Here is a 16,437-nt window from a genome sequence, read left to right as displayed (position 1 = left end):
GATGTCCATTCGCTTACGGCTGGTGCTTTCCTACATCGCGATGCTTGTTGTACCGCTGGCTCTTTCGGTACTGGCCGTCATCCTGATCGGCGTGGCTACGCTGGGCAGCCTCACGTCGGTCTTTCAGGTCGACTTCTCCAGGGGCAACCCGATCCAGCGGGTCATGGATGAGGAAGCGGATACCGCCGCGTATATCAAGGCGAGGGCGGAAGTAAACCCCGATCAGTTTCTCGACCCCAGCTTCCTGCGCGGACTGGAAGACAGGCTGCATAAGATTAACATGGGCCTGATTATCCGCAAGGGTGAAGAGATCACTTATGCATCTCCTACGGTGAGGGAGACGGACGACCGCAACAAGTCTATGCTTCCTGCCTATGGCGGGGCTCCAGGCAAATTTCAGCATAACAAGAGTTCGCTGTGGATCACCCATCAAGAGGACTTTCTGTTCTCCGATCAGGAGAAGGGGTCGGCCTTTATCTTTCTCGACGGCGGTCCGTTTCAGAAATATTTACACCGGTTTTCCACAACCGTATTCTTCGCGTTTATTTTCATTCTGATTCTGACCAACGGCGTACTGACCTACGTGGTATCCCGCAGCATTATACGTCCGCTGAAGGCGCTCAAGCGTGCGGCGGAAGAAATCAAGGAAGGCAATCTTGACTTCCGGGTCGTGCCTCAGTCCGATGACGAGATCGGCGAACTTAGCCGGGCCTTTGAAGAGATGAGGCAGAGGTTGAAGCAATCGGTGGAGCTGCAGCTCCAGTATGAAGAAAACCGCAAGGAACTGATCTCCAATATCTCGCATGATCTGAAGACACCGGTGACGGCGATTAAAGGTTATGTCGAAGGCATCATGGATGGGGTGACCAATTCGCCCGATAAGCTGGACCGTTATGTGAAAACCATCTACAATAAAGCGGTCGATATGGACCGGCTGATCGATGAGCTGTTTCTGTTCTCCAAGCTGGATTTGGGGAAAGTGCCTTTTCAATTCGAAACGGTGGATTTGGGCGGGTACTTGCAGGATTGCGCTCAGGAGCTGCAATTCGATATGGAAAAGAAAGGCGTCGACTTCGGATTGCGCGAGCTCCCGGAGAAAAAGCTGCTTGTTCAGGCCGACCGTGAAAAGCTCAAGCGCGTACTGTTGAATGTCATCGAGAATGCCATCAAATACAGTGACAAATCGGGTTGTACGATCCGCATGGCGATGCAGGAAATGGACGGCATGGCCGTCATTCACATAGAAGACAACGGGCAGGGAATCCCGGAGGAGGCCTTGCCGCATATTTTTGACCGGTTTTACCGAGCCGACCCATCCCGGAATACGGCGACGGGCGGAAGCGGGCTTGGACTCGCTATTGCCAAGCAGATTATGGAAGAGCATGGAGGACGGATCGGAGCGACAAGCACGGTGGGCCGGGGAACGACGGTTTACCTGGCCTTGCCTCTACATCAGCGGGAGCAGGGGGATAAGCGAGCATGAGCCGGATCTTGATCATAGAAGATGAACAGAGCATCGCGGAGCTAGAGAGAGATTATCTGGAAATCAACGGTTTTGAGGCGGATATCGAGATCAGCGGGGATACAGGGCTGCAGCGCGCCCTTAGCCAGGATTATGACTTGATCATATTGGATCTGATGCTGCCCAAGGTCGACGGATTTGAAATTTGCCGCCGCATCCGCAGCGAGAAGGATATTCCGATCCTGATGGTCTCCGCCAAGAAAGAAGATATCGATAAAATCCGCGGCCTCGGTCTGGGTGCCGACGATTACATCATCAAGCCCTTCAGCCCAGGCGAGCTGGTCGCCCGGGTGAAGGCGCATCTGGCCCGCTACGACCGGCTGATGGGCAAACGCGAATCGAAGAATGACGAGGTGCGCATCCGGGGCCTGCTGATCGATAAGACAGCCCGGCGGGTATTTGTGAATGATCAAGAGGTCGTGTTCACAACCAAGGAGTTCGATCTGCTGACCTTTCTGGCGTCGAACCCGAACCGGGTGTTCAACAAGGAGCAGCTGTTCGATCATCTGTGGGGCATGGATTCCATCGGCGAAATCGCCACAGTCACCGTCCATATCCGCAAGATCCGGGAGAAGGTCGAGCAGGACCCGTCGAACCCGCAATACATCGAGACGATCTGGGGAGCCGGGTACCGGTTCCGGATCTGATGATAACGGCCCTTTCCAACGCGCCATACCTAGAAAAAACCTCGCCTAATCATGGCGAGGTTTTTGTCGTTGACTGGCATGCCGTTAGCCGTTAATAATCTCTCCGCCATTCAGATGCAGCACCTGACCGGCCATGTACGAGGAGTCGTCGGAGGCTAGGAACACATAAGCTGGACCCAGTTCCTCCGGCTGGCCGGGCCGCTTCATGGGGGACGAGGCACCGTGCTCACTTGTCTTCTCCGCGTCGAAGGTGGACGGGATCAGCGGCGTCCAGATCGGACCCGGCGCGACGGCATTCACGCGGATGCCCTGCTCGATCAGATTCTGCGACAGCGAGCGGGTGAAGGCGACGATCGCTCCCTTGGTCGAAGCGTAGTCGAGCAGTTCCGGATGCCCGCGGTATGCCGTCACCGACGTTGTATTGATAATGGCCGAGCCTTCCTTCAACTGAGGCAGGGCCGCCTTGGTCAGATAGAACATGGAGAAGATGTTCGTGCGGAACGTTTTCTCCAGTTGTTCCTGCGAGATATCCTCAAGTCCTTGCTGCGGATGCTGCTCGGCCGCATTGTTGACCAGGATATCCAGTTGTCCGAAGCGATCAACGGTTTGCTTAACGATGTCTTGGCAGAACGCGGCGTCGCCGATGTCGCCTGCGATCAGCAGGCACTCGCTGCCCTGCTCTTCGATCAGCCGCTTCGTTTCCTTGGCGTCGTCGTGCTCGTCGAGGTAGATGATCGCGAGACTGGCGCCCTCCGCCGCATAGCAGACGGCTGCCGCGCGGCCGATGCCGCTATCCCCGCCGGTAATCAGAGCGACTTTGCCCTGCAGCTTGCCGCTGCCCCGGTAGGTGCGGTCGACAGCCACGGGCTTCGGCTTCATCTCGCTTTCCAATCCGGGCTGACGGTCCTGATGCTGCGGGGGCAGGGTCTGTTTCCTATCCTTCGTCGTTACGCTCATGGGTTACTCTCTCCTTTGCTTGAGGTGATGAGTCTCTTAGCCACATTGGATCTGCACGCGTCTATTTCGAGTCGCTATCCTGCTCAGGATGATGCTCATTCCATTCTTTCGCTTGGGCGGTGGCGATCGCAATCGCCCGGCCCTCCTCGTACCCGTCTTCCAGCAGGGCGTTGGCGATTTCGATCGCTTTGTTCCGCACGCGCTCGTCCAGATTTTTCATCGATGGGGGATAGTCTCTCTTGGTCCAAGGCATCACCATCACCTCTCATTGTGGGATTTGGAAAACCTGTACGTATATTACCTGTTCGAGCGGGAGGCGAAACAATAAGCCGGACCCTCCAGCATGAGAAAAGTCGCTTGAGATGCTCGTTTACAGGCTTTCCGATTAGGGCTGCAAACGAGCGGCTTGTCACACTAACTGCCGCAGCAGCACTTATCCGCAGGGCTGAACGTGCCGGGATATGACAAACGGCTCCTCCGCCCGCGGGCAGAAGGAGCCGTCTTTCCAAGGTTCATGTGTAGGATGGCATAAGCCTGGCTATACTCTGGTTTTCGAGCCTCTGCCCATCAGGAAAGAGATAAGGAACAGGACGATAAAGATGAAGAATAGCACCTTGGCGATCCCGGCCGCCGCCGATACAATGCCGGCGAAGCCAAAAATACCTGCGACGATCGCAATGATCAGGAAGAGCATCGAGTATTTCAGCATAAAAGTCAACCGCCTCTCCAGGGCCCGTAGGCTGAATGTTGTTAGCTTGTCTTGGTATAGGTTTACCCGGGATAGGCGGCGGTGAATCAAAGCTCCTGCAGCCAGCGCATGCGGTAAGTGTTCATTCCGGTCTGGCCAAGCTCCTCTAGCAGCCCGTAATTCGCCCAGGCGCCGATGACGGCTCCGATGCCGGGAACGAGCTGCAGCAGCTTGCGGAAATCGATCGTATCGCGGTATTCCTGCTGAAGCTGCCTCCAGTTGATCTGCTCGCCTACGGCTTCACCGGGAGGCAAGGTCCGGGCATATTCGGGCCATTCCTCCAGTGTCTTCAGCAGCATCGGCTTTTTCTCTTGACTGGAGAAGGCAAGCTGGAAGATATGCAGGATGTACAGTCTTTCCCGGTAATCCCGTGTAGAATGTCCGTAGACATGAGCCAGCTCGAATAGGAATTTCATCTTGATGCCGATCAGGATCGGAAAGTCTGCCAGTCCGAGCAGCAGTCCGCCGGCACCCGCCCCGGCTCCTTCCGCAGCGGCAAGCTTCTTGTAGAAGCTGAGCAATTCTTCGGCGCGTGCATCGCGCAGGGCTAGAGACAGGTCCGTAAGCGGAGCTGTTTTGGGCGTATAGTCCATCGTGAACAAGGCCGTCTGGACAATCCCCTTGACGGCAGCCGTAATGGCGGCGTGCACCTTCTCGGGAATCACCTGGTTGACCTTGGACTGGACGGCCCGGGATGTCTTCTCCAGCATCCCGGGAGGCTTCAGCAGTTCCTTCTCCCAGCGAATCAGCGCACGCGCGGTTTGCTGCTCATAAATCGTATATCGGTCGTTCATCGGATGCCCCCCTCAGGTTACACATTTCCAACAAGCTTATGGTAGTTGATACGCAGCTTGGAAGCAAAGTATGCATCCCGGGTACAAGATCGGCACCCCCCGGCTATTAAACTATGATATGCTAGATGGATAGAAGCAGGTGCGTGTACCCTAAGCGTATGAAAAGGAGTCGGATGCAATGATTTGCCGCTGTGGATGGGTCAACGATGATCCGTTGTACTTGGAATATCATGACAAGGAATGGGGCGTGCCTGTACACGACGACCGCCAGCTGTTCGAAATGCTGATCCTTGAGGGAGCCCAGGCAGGCCTTAGCTGGTATACCGTCTTGAAAAAAAGAGACCGTTACCGCGAGGCCTTCGACGGCTTCGATCCTGTTCTGGTCGCCCGGTACGGAGAGCGCAAGCTGGCCGAGCTGCTTGCCGATGCGGGATTGATCCGCAACCGGCTGAAGCTGGCTGGAGCGGTCAAAAACGCCCGCGCCTTTCTGCAGGTACAAGCCGAATTCGGCAGCTTCGACCGGTATATCTGGAGCTTCGTCGGCGGGGCTCCGAAGGTGAATCATCGTGCTGCACTGCGTGATGTACCGGCCAGCACGCCGGAATCCGAGGCGATGAGCAAGGCACTGAAGAAGCGCGGCTTCACGTTCGTCGGATCGACGATTTGCTACGCCTTCATGCAGGCGACAGGCATGGTGATGGACCATACAGCCGATTGCTTCCTCTATGCGGAGCTGGCTGCAGCAGGAGAAGGGGAGGCTTGATGCCCCCTTCTTTTTTATTTCAGAACGTTCATCCTCTCCAATTATTCTCTCCCGCGATTGACCCCGGTTCTCGTTTATTCCATTTGCTTACCATATACTTCCTTCTCCGTAACCCGTATGGCCCCCAAGCTTCACTTCAGTTCTTTCCGGAGTGTAACGGCAATTAGAGTACCAGAAATAGTAATAGTATTCCAGTATTGCCCATATGAGCCCTGTGTTACTGTAAATAGAGGACCAAGCAGCCATCAAGCCCTGAATCCGAAGGTTGGCGTGCTGATGTGAGGAGGTGCCTTAGGCTAGGGAAGAATGGCTTCACAGGTTACAGAGCAGACAGAGGACCTCGCCGACTATGGGGTTCACAGAGAGAACTTCCGCCCCACTGCCGAGCGGCTTCTTACTGCCTGCTGCTTCCGGTTTGGCTAGTTTCGACTGAAGAAAGGAGCCGTTGATGAAAAACATGTTGCTGTCCAGATGGAACACGCTGATGATCGTCATGATGCTTTTTACTTTATTTCCCCAGGCTTTGGCAGGAGCTTCGGCACCAGGCGATGGAGAGGGAGCAGGTGCCTCACAGCACGCTGCGATCACGGCGTCCGGAGTGACGGAGGCTGTGTATGTGCAGTTGGCTGACGGACAATTCCAGCTTCCGGTGAACCTGATCAACATCAATGTCGATGCCGCTCCGCAAAAAAATAACTACGTCGCCTTATTCACCAGCGGGGCGCAGGTGACCAACAGCTCCAGTCCGCATGAGGTATATATCAAGAAGACGAACGTCGCCATCGCGGTCGACAAGTATGACCGGGTGAGCCGTGTCATCGGTCCGACGACGATCCCTGTGACGGGAACGGGCTGGGAAGAGAGTCAGCAGCTGCCGATTCCAGAAGGTGGCTACGTCCTGCTGGCCAATGACTCCTCCTGGGGGACTTCCGTGTACAGGAAGCCGTTATTCGAGCATTTCAAAGCAGGCGATCTCCTTACCCTGCATAGGGGGAGTGATATCGTGCACGCCGAAGACTTTCTTAGCCCCGATCCCGGTCTGCAGCTGCAGACTCCTTCGGGAACGACAGTTACCTCGCCTGCGTTCACCGTAGCCGGTCGGGTGACCGGGTATGCAGCCGGACAAGGCATCCGGGTGACGGTGAATGGTACCGAGGCGCCGGTGAAGGCGGACGGGAGCTTCCAAAGCACCGTGCAATTGCTGGCTGGAGCCAATGCTATTGCCATCCAGCTCTTCAAGGGTGCAACAGCAGTCGCGGTCTCCACAGTTACCGTGACCTATAACTCCTCGCAGCCCCCCGCCGGCATGATTGAGGTGGAGGCGGCTCCGATCGATATTACGATCAGCGTGGAAGGGCCTCGTCATGAGATCAACGACATCGATCGCGAGATCAACGGCATCGAGAATACCCTTGCGTTATTTACGAACGACTGGGGGATGCCTATTATGGTCCCGGCCTTCAACGTGGCAGTCCAGGTCGACGCTGCGAACAAGGTACTACAGGTCGTAAACCCGTCCATAGGCGGTCAGCCTCCAGTCTGGTCGGGACCGACAGAGCTGGTCATTCCGCCGGGAGGCTATCTCCTAGTTGCGCAGGATACGAGCTATGCGACCCAGAACATTAAGAAATATCTGGCTGTGAATTTCAAGGTTGGCGACACCATCAAGCTTCGCAAGAACGGACTGGTCGTACCCGTAAGGGATCTGATGAATGCGAACGGTCCAACGGCTAGACTGACCCTGGACCAATATGCGATGTACACGGAAACGAAGCCTTCCACCGTGCTCTCCGGCTCGATCAGTAACTTTGCGGATGCTTCTCGCCTGCAGCTAACCGTGAACGGCATCCCAGTCCCGATCAGTCCGGACGGACGCTTCAGTACGGAGCACCCGTTATCGGCAGGCGTGAATTACGTGGATCTGGCCGTGACCCGCGACGGCAAGGCGCAGGACGCCAAGAGTGTGGTCGTGTTCAGCCGTCCGGGCTTTACTTCGGACAAGAAGGTCATCCTGTGGGTCGATCAGGCGGCCAATGCTCGCAAGTTCAAGACAAGTGCTCATGTGCGGCAATTCCTGCAAACGGCCAAGGAGCATGGTGTCACCTCGGTCGTGCTCGATGTGAAGGGCGTCGAGGGCTTCGTGTCTTACAAGAAGAGTACGCTGACGCAGCGCCCGTATGTCAGTATGATTCAGGCGCCGGAAAAAGCAGGCTCCAATCCTGATCTGGATTTGCTTGAAGAATTTGTCAAGTATAGCCGGGAGCTAGGGCTTGATATTCATGCAGCGTTCAATATCTTTGCCGAAGGCTCCATCACGAGCCGGGAGTATGCGGTGCTGAATGATCACCTGGATTGGGAGGAGCGGGTGTATGCGGCAGCCGATAACGGCCAGATCAAGCGGCTGCGCGAGTCCGGCAAGCAGGGAGCTGTGGCCTTCGTTAACCCGTCCCATGACGGGGTACGGGATTTTCAGCTGAAGACGATCGAGGAAGTACTCCAGCATTATGACGTGGACGGGGTCGTACTGGACCGGGCACGCTATGACAATGAGACGGCGGATTTCAGCGATCTGACGAAAGCGAAATTCGAAGCCTTCCTCGGGACACGCGGCAAGCAGCTGGTGAACTGGCCGGCGGATGTCTTCCGTTATGTGAACAATGTTAGAGTCGATGGCCCGCTGATTAACGACTGGTGGGAATTCCGGTCGAAGACGATCAAGGGCTTCACCTCCGAGGTGAGGGAGCTGGCGGACCGGTATACGGCGCAGAAGGGCAAGAAGGTGGAAGTATCCGCTTATGTCGGCTCGTGGTTTGAAACGTATTACTTAAACGGTGTTCACTGGGGCAGCCCGAATTTCCGGTATGACGAGCACTTGAATTGGAAGGACTCGGCCATGTACACCGCCGGTTATTACGAGAGCGGGTATGTCAATAATCTGGACTTCATCATGATCGGTGCTTACCAGAAGACGGCGCCTGAGATTCAGCATTACATGACGCTGGGGAATATCGTGACACATGGCGAGGTGCCCTTGTACGCGGGCATCGCGATGACGAATGTGCAGGAGCCCGCACTTCAGCGGGAGGTATTCCAGGCCGGACTTGCCCATACCAATGGGCTGATGCTATTCGATGCTTCCCAGGTCAACTGGCCCGTGGCTGGAGCGGCACTGAAGGATCAGGCGTATGTGAAGGATTACCAGCTCGGCATCTCCTTGCCGGGGCAGCCGGACTCTTTCCTGGAGGGCAGCTATTACAATGCCAGCATTATCGAAGGGAACATCGGCGTACTGACTGAGGAGTTCGGTTATTCGACCGGCAATAGCAGGTTCGGTGTCGAAGCTGTCGTGGACAGCACGGGCCGTGTGACCCGTGTCGCCAACCGGGCTCAGGCGATCAACTGGAGCTGGGGGCAACCCGAGGAAACGAACAGCGTCATCCCTCAGGGAGGCTTTGTCGTATCCGCGATGGACCCTTCGGGTACTCGTACTAAGCGTCAAGGGGTAGCAAACGCCTACCAGGTCGGGGATCAGGTCCGGGCTGCGGCGCTCAGCGGGTTCCTGCCCTTCGAGCAGCTGCGAACGGGAGCGGAGCACCTGATCTTGGACGGCAGCGTGAAGGTGCTCGGTCCAGGTACGGCAGAGGTCACCGTGAATGGCACAGCCACCCCCATAGGGCAGGACGGCAGCTTTCAGGCGAATCTGTCTCTGCAGCCGGGTCTGAATGCGGTAACTGTTGTCGTGAAGGTAGACGGCTTCAAGACGAATGAGAAGACGGTTACGGTCCTTCGCGATGACCAAGCCATCAAGTCGTTGCAGCTCGTACCCGGCCGTATCGACCTGCGCAAGGGAGCACAGGGTCAGCTGTCCGCCAAGGCTGAATATGCGGGTTCAGTTCTGGATGTGACCGGTCTTGCCGGTTATATCTCTTCAGAGCCGGCTGTGGTCCAGGTCGATCGGACAGGGAAGCTGACCGCGCTCAAGGAAGGAACCAGCGTGATCCGGGCGGTCTATGAGGGACATCGCGCCTCAGCGGAGGTTCGGGTCTTTGTATCGGATTCAGGCTCTGGCACGGATGGAGATTCCGGGTCCGGCTCTGATTCCGGCAGCGGTTCGGGCAACCCCGGTCCAACAGCCTCAGCCTCCCTGGAGCGCAGCGCAGTCTCGCAGCAGACCGGAGCGGACGGACGCAGCACGACCGTGGTTACCGTTCGTGCCGATGCGCTGAAGAAGGAATTTGCCGCCTTGGCCGGGCAGTCCCGACAAGAGCTGCGCTATGAAGTACCGGGCAGCGAATCGTCTGCTGCCGTCGTCTGGCCGGGATCAATCATCCGCCAGGTAGCAGGAGCCGCTCCAAGCACCTTGCTGTATGTTGAATCCCATCTGGGAGCCTACGAGCTGCCTCTCGGCTTGCTCCAGGGAAAGCTGCCCCAGCAGGATGACTTTGAGCTGGTGCTGCGCATCGAGCAGGCCTCAGCGGCACAGGCGGCAGAGCTGAACGCTCAGGCTGTCCGCCAAGGTATGAAGCTGCTGGACACTCCGGTTTCATTTCGGATCGAAGTGAAATCGGGAGAAAAGTCGCAAACGCTGCCCAAGCTGGGCAGTTACACGAAGCGGGTGCTCAAGGTCCCCGGGCAAGTGAGCGATCCCGTCCCATCCGCCGTCGTCAAGGCGGATACGGAAACAGGCCGTCTCCTCTTTGTACCGGGCCGTTTTGAAAGCGAAGCCCGAGGAGAGAGCTGGAAAGCGGTCATCCTGGATCGAAGCAGCGGCACGTATGCCGCTGTTGTCTCCGATGTCCGGTTCGCGGACTTAGCCGACCACTGGTCCAGGCAAGAAGTCGAGACACTGGCGTCGAAGGGGATTGTAGAAGGGATCTCCGAAGACTCCTTTTCGCCAGAAGGGACATTGACCCGTGCCGAGTTCGTTGCTCTGCTTACTCGGGCTCTCGGGCTGGAGACAGCGGCTGCGGAGTTTAGCGACATCCCTACCGATGCGTGGTACGCGACTGCCGTCGGGGCTGCCGTACAGGCGGGACTTGTGGATGGCTTCCGAGACGGCGAGTTTCGTCCGGATGACGCGATCACCCGCGAGCAGTTGAGCGTGCTGGCGATGCGCGCTCTGAAGTGGACGGGAGCCTGGACGACTGAGCCTTCGTCCTCCGCAGTTTTGGCTGGCTTTGCAGACAGCGACAGCGTGTCCGACTGGGCTCGCGAAGCAGCGGCTCAAGCGGTGGGGGCCGGACTGCTGCAGGGACGGGAAGAGGGAGCATTTGTCCCAGCAGGTACCGTTACCCGTGCGGAAGGTACGGTTGTACTGCGGCGGCTGCTGCAGAAGGCCGGATTTATCAATTAGGATGTTTCGCAGTTAAGGAAAAAGAGGTTAACTCGGGATGCAACCGTCCCAAATTAACCTCTTTTTTGCTTTGCTGCCTGGAAGGCTTGTGTCAACTGTTAAACGATTCCGCTCACTTAGGACCGTGGAAGAGTTGCTATGGATGCTCGCTTATGCTTCCTCGTACAGGGTGCTGTTGCCGAGCATGGCCGGAACTTGTTCCAAGCCCGATCTAGGCCCAATTGCCCTGGCGAAATATAGGCTCCACGCTGCCATCGGGCAGCACGCCGTCGATATCGAGCTGGTCGGTCCCGATCATGAAGTCGACGTGGGCGACGCTGGAGTTCGCACCTCGGGCATCCAGCTCTTCCCGGCTCATGGACGATCCGCCCTCGATGCACAGCGGGTACGCATTGCCCAGGGCGAGATGGCAGGATGCATTCTCATCCAGTCCGGTATTGTAGAACAGCACGTTCATATTGGCGATTGGCGAATCCTGCGGCACGAGCGCGACTTCCCCGAGTCTGGCAGCTCCCGCGTCGGTGGCAATCAGCCTCTGCAGCGCCTCCAGTCCGGTCTCCGCGGTGCATGACGTAACCACACCGTCCTTGAACGTAAGCGTGAATTTGTCGATCACCTGGCCGTTCCAGTTGAGCGGCTTCGTGCTGGACACCGTGCCGTTCGCACTGTCACGATGCGGCAGGGTGAACAGTTCCTCCGTGGGGATGTTTGGCACGAAGAAGGTTCCCTTGGCATTATGGACGCCCCCGGCGACCCACTGATGATCGGCAGGGAGATCGACCGTTAGCTCCGTACCGGGAGAACGGTAAATAAGCCGGGTATACCGCTTGCCGTTCATCCGCTCGACATGGCTGCGCAGCCTTCCCAGATGCAGACGCCACGCTTCCAGCGGATCTGCCTCATACGCCCTGGCTGCCTGCAGCAGATGGTCCCATAGCAGCCGTTCGGCTTCCTCTCCCTCGGCATCGGGGAACACCTTGCGGGCCCATGCCGGGGAAGGAGCCGATACGATAGCCCAACTGATCTGGCCGGCTTGCATCATCGCCCGATAGGGACGCATGGCTGTGCCGTATGCCTTGCTGGCTGCAGCCAGCCGTTCGGGCTTCACACCCTGCAGCAGATCGGGAGCCGGCGAATAGACGGTTAGGAAGGCAGCGTCATTGCTGGCCATGTCGGTATAACCTTGAGCCTTCCAGGCCGGGAATTCATCGAAGGCTTCGTCGGGTGCCATCTTATATTTCATTCGCTTCAGCTCATCGTCATCCCACTCGACATGAACGTTCTTGGCGCCTGCTTCATAGGCTTTCCTGGCGATCAGCCTCACGAAATCAGCGTTATAGATCGAAGCCTGAATAACCAGCGTCTGCCCGGGCTGGACATTAATCCCTACACTTACGGCCAATTCGGCGTAACGTTCGATTGCAGTTAACATGGATGGATTCAAGCGCAGATCACCTGCCCTGATTATATTTGTATTCACAGGCAACCAGTGACGAGCCGCAAACTCACAGCTTCGTCCACCTGGAACCGCCAATCACCTGTGTATCTTTATTATGCGGATTACCAGCCTGGATTACAAACCTGGCCGGCGTTTGGTTCTGTGATGGAGAGCAAAGGCCCATCCGCGTCAGCTTCCCGCTGAATACACTGGCAGTAAGCCAACCAAGAGGAGGGGAGCCTCATGAAGCGCCGACTGGACGCCGCCGTGATCACGCCGGGTTCATTTCCCGTTCCTTCAGGCAAAAGCAGCTCGGTAGAAATCGTCGCCGAGGAGGTGGCACGCCGCCTGCACGGACGGGTTGCAGTGGCTGTGCTCGGTCGCCGTGGCATCAGACAGCCACCCCAGGAGAGAAGGGGAGGCGTCGAGTATATACGGGTTCCGGCCCCGTCGCCTCGGGCCTATATCCGCTCGATCAGCAGGCAGTTGGGCAAGCTGTCTCCACAGGTCATTCAGGTGGAGAACCGGCCCAGGTTCGTCCGGGTACTGAAGCGAAAGCATCCCCGGGCTCGCATCTGGCTGTCTCTGCATTCCATCACATTCATCTCGAGGCCTCATATGGGCAGGAAGGAATTGAGGCGCTGTCTGGCTGCAGCGGACCGGATCATCGTGAATAGCCACTATCTGCGTGAGGAGCTGATCCGCAGGGCGCCGCGCGCGGAGGGCAAGATTGCGGTCAACCATCTGGGGGTCGATCCGGTACGGTTTGTCTCCCGGTGGACACCGGAGGGAGCCGCCCAGCGTCAGGCATTTCTGTCCAAGCAAGGGCTGGAGGGACGTAAGATCATTTTGTATGTGGGTCGGCTGATTCCGATTAAGGGTGTGCATCACCTGCTTGCAGCTATGCCGGAAATCATCGCCAGGGTTCCCGATGCAACGCTCCTGGTAGTCGGCAGCGCCTTCTACGGATCTAGGCGCGTCACGCCTTACATGAGGCGCTTGCGTACCATGGCCAAGGGCTTTCGCTCGAATGTCCGGTTCATACCGTATGTGTCTCATCAGGAGGTTGACGAATGGTTCCGTCTGGGCGATGTGCTGGCTGTGCCGTCGGCAAGGCATGAAGCGTTTGGACTGGTCAACGTCGAGGCGATGTCGGCGGGTGTTCCTGTAGTGGCGACCAGATCCGGTGGGATGCCGGAAATCGTGCTGGAGGGCATTACTGGCTTCACTGTCGATCCTGCTGACACCGTGCGTGAACTGGCTGACCGTATCTCTGTACTTCTGCTGGATCATGAGCGGGCGCGAGCGTTCGGCGAGAGCGGCACTCAGCGGATAAGGGAGTGCTTCACCTGGGAGTGTACAGCCCGGCGCTGGCTGGAGCTTCTCCGCAGCGAGCGTCTCTAAGCCGTTTCTGAACCGGCAGGCTGAAAAAACGGGCTTGGGAGAACCGCCTAATTTTACGGGACAGCTATCCATGAAATGGGTGAATGCATATGTTACCAATGATTGGATGCGAATTGTTAAATTAGGAGGAACACCGATGAAAAAGGAGAACCGCCGCCGGGAACCCGGAAAATCCAAATTGCTTCAGCCGAAGCGGATTCGTTCCATGGTCAACGAGCTTAGTTGGCTGGAGGAGGCTAACGACGCGGGTGCAAGCCGCTACCCCACGCAGGAAGAAGCCAGCATAAGCGGCATGCCTGTGTTGGAGCACGTGAAAGAGGAGAAGGCTGTACAGTACGGATATCAGGAATCACAGGCCGAGCCGAGAAGGAGCAGCGGGGCGGTCGTGTACACGGATGATCTGGCGGATGAGGCCGTAACCCATGAAAAAATCGCCCGTTATGCGGTCGACGGAACCCGTATACGGCGTGGTACCATACAACGCGATAATCTAGCAGACTACGCGGTCGATGCCAGCAAGCTGGCTGCGCAAAGCGTCACCGGCCAAAAGCTTGCGCAGCGGGCTGTGACGTCCGAGCATTTGGCCAACGGAGCAGTCACAACGGAAAAAATCCAACCGCTTTCCATTTCCGTGGATAAATTGCAGGACGGCAGCATCACTTCGGAGAAGCTGGCGGACAAAACGATAGATGCCATGAAAATTGCCGAACATTCCATTCATACCAAACATCTGGCCGAAGAGGCCATTACCGGCGAGTTGCTGCAGAGCCAGTCGATTACGACGGATAAAATTAAAAGCGGAGCTATCCAGACGTCAAGTCTGGCCAACGGGGCGGTCAACACTTCTAAGCTGGCTGAGTTGTCTGTCACGACGGAGAAGCTGCGCGATTACTCGGTCACCGCCTCCAAGCTGGCCGACGGCTCCGTGGGAGCCTCCAAGTTAGAAGACGGCTCGGTCACCGAAGATAAACTGGCTGCCTGGAGCGTCTCATCGGAGCGGATTAAGCCGGGAGCGATCATCACGGAGCACTTGTCCAGCGGACTTATCCGCAGTACGCACCTGACTCCCAAGCAGATCGACTCTACGCATCTGACCGAGCAGGCCGTGCTGCCTGTGCATTTGAAGGATGGTGCGGTAACTGCCGCCAAGCTGGCTCACGGCGCTGTACAGGCGGCCCATGTACAGGAATCTGCCATTGATGCGAGGCATCTGTCCGCTGGTGCTGTGGAAGCACGCCACTTGGCATCCCGCTCTGTGACCGGAGATAAGCTGGCCGCAGCCAGTGTACAGACGCCGCAGATCGCCGAGCAGTCGGTTACGACGGAGAAGCTGGCTGATCAGGCCGTCACACCCAAGAAGCTTACCAAGCACGCCATCCTGGCTGAGCATATATCTCGAGGGGCGATCACCGCCGATCATATCACCGACCGGAGCATCCTTGGCGCACATCTGGCAGCTAAGGCTGTTGGCCCGGATCATCTCCTGGAGAAGGCGGTGACGGCCGAGAAGCTGGCCGAACGCGCCGTGACGGCCGAGAAGCTGGCCTCCGGGTCCGTCCAGTCCCAGCATGTGCATGAGGCAGCCGTGCTGACGTCGCATCTGGCCAACCATAGCGTGACGACGTCCAAGATATCCAGTGAATCGGTGTCCACCGATAAGCTGACGAACTTGGCTGTCACGACTGCCAAGCTGGCTCAAGGTAGCGTGACGGCGGATAAGTTAGGCAAGGGAGCAGTACTGGCCGAGCATCTGGCCCCTGGAACGATTCAACATGCGCACATGGGGACGGCTTCAATCAAGACTCAGCAGCTGGCTACAGGCGCGGTGACTCGCGACAAGCTGGAGAGCGGGTCGGTCTCAGCGGATAAACTGGCTGAGGAGTCCGTCACCTCGGTTCATTTGACCAATGGAGCCATCAATACTCAGCATCTGGCAGCGAATTCGGTGCAGACGTGGCAGTTGGCTGACCATAGCGTGACGGGTATCAAGCTGGCGGACGGAACGGTGAGCACCGAGAAGCTGGCGGCAGGCTCGGTACAGGAAGAGCAATTGGCGGACCAAAGCGTAACGGGTGCCAAACTAGCTGGTGCCGCCGTAAGCACGGAACATCTATCCGATGGCTCCGTGCAGACGGAGCAGTTGGCCGACAGAAGCGTCACAGGTGCGAAGCTGGCCATTGGAACGGTAAACGCGGGACATCTATCTACAGGCTCCGTGCACTCCGATCAGTTGGCTGACCTAAGTGTGATAGGTACAAAGCTGGCTAACGGAGCGATAAGCACGCGACATCTGTTGGCAGGTTCTGTGCAGACGGAACAGTTAGCCGATCAGAGCATAACCGGTGCGAAGCTCGCCGATGGAGCCGTAAATACAGAGCATCTGTCGGCAGGCTTGGTGCAAGAGAAGAATTTGGCGGACCAGAGCGTAACGGGTAAGAAACTGGTCCAGGGAGCGGTAAGCACGGGGCATCTAGCGGCAGGTTCCGTGCATACGGAACAGTTGGCCGACCAGACTGTTACCCGTGAAAAGCTGGCCGAGGGAGCCGTAAGCACGAGGCATTTAGCCGCAGGATCTGTGCGTACGGAACAGTTGGCTGACTATAGCGTCACAGGTGCGAAGCTGGCTGAGGGGGTAGTAAACACAGAGCATCTGTCGGCAGGCTCTGTGAATACGGAACAGTTGGCTGATCAGAGCGTCAATGGTGCAAAGCTGGTTGGGGGGGCTGTAAGAACGGAGCATCTATCGGCAGGCTCTGTGCATACAGAACAGGTGGCGGACCAGAGTGTAACCGGAGCGAAGCTGGCTGGGGG

The 16,437-nt window shown here is 57.3% G+C and carries 10 protein-coding genes and 1 pseudogene; 6 read left to right on the top strand and 5 right to left on the bottom strand.

What is annotated here, in order from left to right; all coding sequences use genetic code 11:
• Position 1: 1 nt before the first annotated feature.
• Positions 2-1,483 carry a sensor histidine kinase gene (locus WMW72_RS06395; RefSeq protein WP_341414611.1) on the top strand — a complete coding sequence of 494 codons (1,482 nt, stop codon included), beginning with the start codon at positions 2-4 and terminating at the stop codon, positions 1,481-1,483.
• The gene (locus WMW72_RS06390; RefSeq protein WP_341414610.1) at positions 1,480-2,169 is read left to right on the top strand and encodes a response regulator transcription factor; all 690 of its coding nucleotides are present in this window, start codon (positions 1,480-1,482) and stop codon (positions 2,167-2,169) included. The genes WMW72_RS06395 and WMW72_RS06390 overlap by 4 nt, the downstream gene beginning before the upstream one ends.
• An 84-nt stretch (positions 2,170-2,253) precedes the next feature.
• On the opposite strand, the gene WMW72_RS06385 is transcribed toward WMW72_RS06390, so the two are convergent.
• The 4 genes from WMW72_RS06385 to WMW72_RS06370 all read right to left on the bottom strand — a co-directional run bounded on the left by WMW72_RS06385 (position 2,254) and on the right by WMW72_RS06370 (position 4,668).
• Complete coding sequence (locus tag WMW72_RS06385; protein WP_341414609.1) at positions 2,254-3,126, bottom strand: SDR family oxidoreductase; 873 nt, start codon at positions 3,124-3,126, stop codon at positions 2,254-2,256.
• Between the two features lie 61 nt (positions 3,127-3,187).
• Positions 3,188-3,379 (bottom strand): DUF2188 domain-containing protein, encoded by a 192-nt coding sequence (locus WMW72_RS06380; protein ID WP_341414608.1) that lies wholly within the window; start codon positions 3,377-3,379, stop codon positions 3,188-3,190.
• 285 nt (positions 3,380-3,664) lie between these two features.
• A complete protein-coding gene (locus WMW72_RS06375; protein ID WP_341414607.1) occupies positions 3,665-3,835 on the bottom strand; it encodes a DUF1328 domain-containing protein in 171 nt (56 codons plus the stop codon).
• 86 nt (positions 3,836-3,921) lie between these two features.
• Entirely contained in the window at positions 3,922-4,668 is a 747-nt protein-coding gene (locus WMW72_RS06370) for an EcsC family protein (RefSeq protein WP_341414606.1), read from the bottom strand.
• Between the two features lie 178 nt (positions 4,669-4,846).
• On the opposite strand from WMW72_RS06370, the gene WMW72_RS06365 reads away from it, so the two are divergent.
• The gene (locus tag WMW72_RS06365) at positions 4,847-5,431 is read left to right on the top strand and encodes a DNA-3-methyladenine glycosylase I (RefSeq protein ID WP_341414605.1); all 585 of its coding nucleotides are present in this window, start codon (positions 4,847-4,849) and stop codon (positions 5,429-5,431) included.
• 448 nt (positions 5,432-5,879) lie between these two features.
• A complete protein-coding gene (locus WMW72_RS06360; protein WP_341414604.1) occupies positions 5,880-10,784 on the top strand; it encodes an S-layer homology domain-containing protein in 4,905 nt (1,634 codons plus the stop codon).
• A gap of 211 nt (positions 10,785-10,995) precedes the next feature.
• Here WMW72_RS06360 and WMW72_RS06355 read toward each other — a convergent pair whose 3' ends face one another.
• Positions 10,996-12,216 carry an aminopeptidase gene (locus WMW72_RS06355; protein WP_341414603.1) on the bottom strand — a complete coding sequence of 407 codons (1,221 nt, stop codon included), beginning with the start codon at positions 12,214-12,216 and terminating at the stop codon, positions 10,996-10,998.
• Between the two features lie 249 nt (positions 12,217-12,465).
• On the opposite strand from WMW72_RS06355, the gene WMW72_RS06350 reads away from it, so the two are divergent.
• Positions 12,466-13,626 (top strand): glycosyltransferase family 4 protein, encoded by a 1,161-nt coding sequence (locus tag WMW72_RS06350; RefSeq protein WP_341414602.1) that lies wholly within the window; start codon positions 12,466-12,468, stop codon positions 13,624-13,626.
• Positions 13,627-13,762: 136 nt separating this feature from the next.
• A pseudogene (locus WMW72_RS06345) lies at positions 13,763-16,437 on the top strand (hypothetical protein); the annotation flags it as partial.

The organism is Paenibacillus filicis, assembly GCF_038070315.1.
Lineage (GTDB): Bacteria > Bacillota > Bacilli > Paenibacillales > NBRC-103111 > Paenibacillus_G > Paenibacillus_G filicis.
The sequence above is the reverse complement of the archived record's forward strand: the minus strand, read 5'-3'. Positions and strand labels throughout refer to the sequence as shown.

What these genes read in the sequence shown, in the direction of transcription:
- WMW72_RS06395 (WP_341414611.1), top strand. Translation starts at nt 2, where the DNA reads ATGTCCATTCGCTTACGGCTGGTGCTTTCCTACATCGCGATGCTTGTT.
- WMW72_RS06390 (WP_341414610.1), top strand. Translation starts at nt 1,480, where the DNA reads ATGAGCCGGATCTTGATCATAGAAGATGAACAGAGCATCGCGGAGCTA.
- WMW72_RS06385 (WP_341414609.1), bottom strand. Translation starts at nt 3,126, where the DNA reads ATGAGCGTAACGACGAAGGATAGGAAACAGACCCTGCCCCCGCAGCAT.
- WMW72_RS06380 (WP_341414608.1), bottom strand. Translation starts at nt 3,379, where the DNA reads ATGCCTTGGACCAAGAGAGACTATCCCCCATCGATGAAAAATCTGGAC.
- WMW72_RS06375 (WP_341414607.1), bottom strand. Translation starts at nt 3,835, where the DNA reads ATGCTGAAATACTCGATGCTCTTCCTGATCATTGCGATCGTCGCAGGT.
- WMW72_RS06370 (WP_341414606.1), bottom strand. Translation starts at nt 4,668, where the DNA reads ATGAACGACCGATATACGATTTATGAGCAGCAAACCGCGCGTGCGCTG.
- WMW72_RS06365 (WP_341414605.1), top strand. Translation starts at nt 4,847, where the DNA reads ATGATTTGCCGCTGTGGATGGGTCAACGATGATCCGTTGTACTTGGAA.
- WMW72_RS06360 (WP_341414604.1), top strand. Translation starts at nt 5,880, where the DNA reads ATGAAAAACATGTTGCTGTCCAGATGGAACACGCTGATGATCGTCATG.
- WMW72_RS06355 (WP_341414603.1), bottom strand. Translation starts at nt 12,216, where the DNA reads ATGTTAACTGCAATCGAACGTTACGCCGAATTGGCCGTAAGTGTAGGG.
- WMW72_RS06350 (WP_341414602.1), top strand. Translation starts at nt 12,466, where the DNA reads ATGAAGCGCCGACTGGACGCCGCCGTGATCACGCCGGGTTCATTTCCC.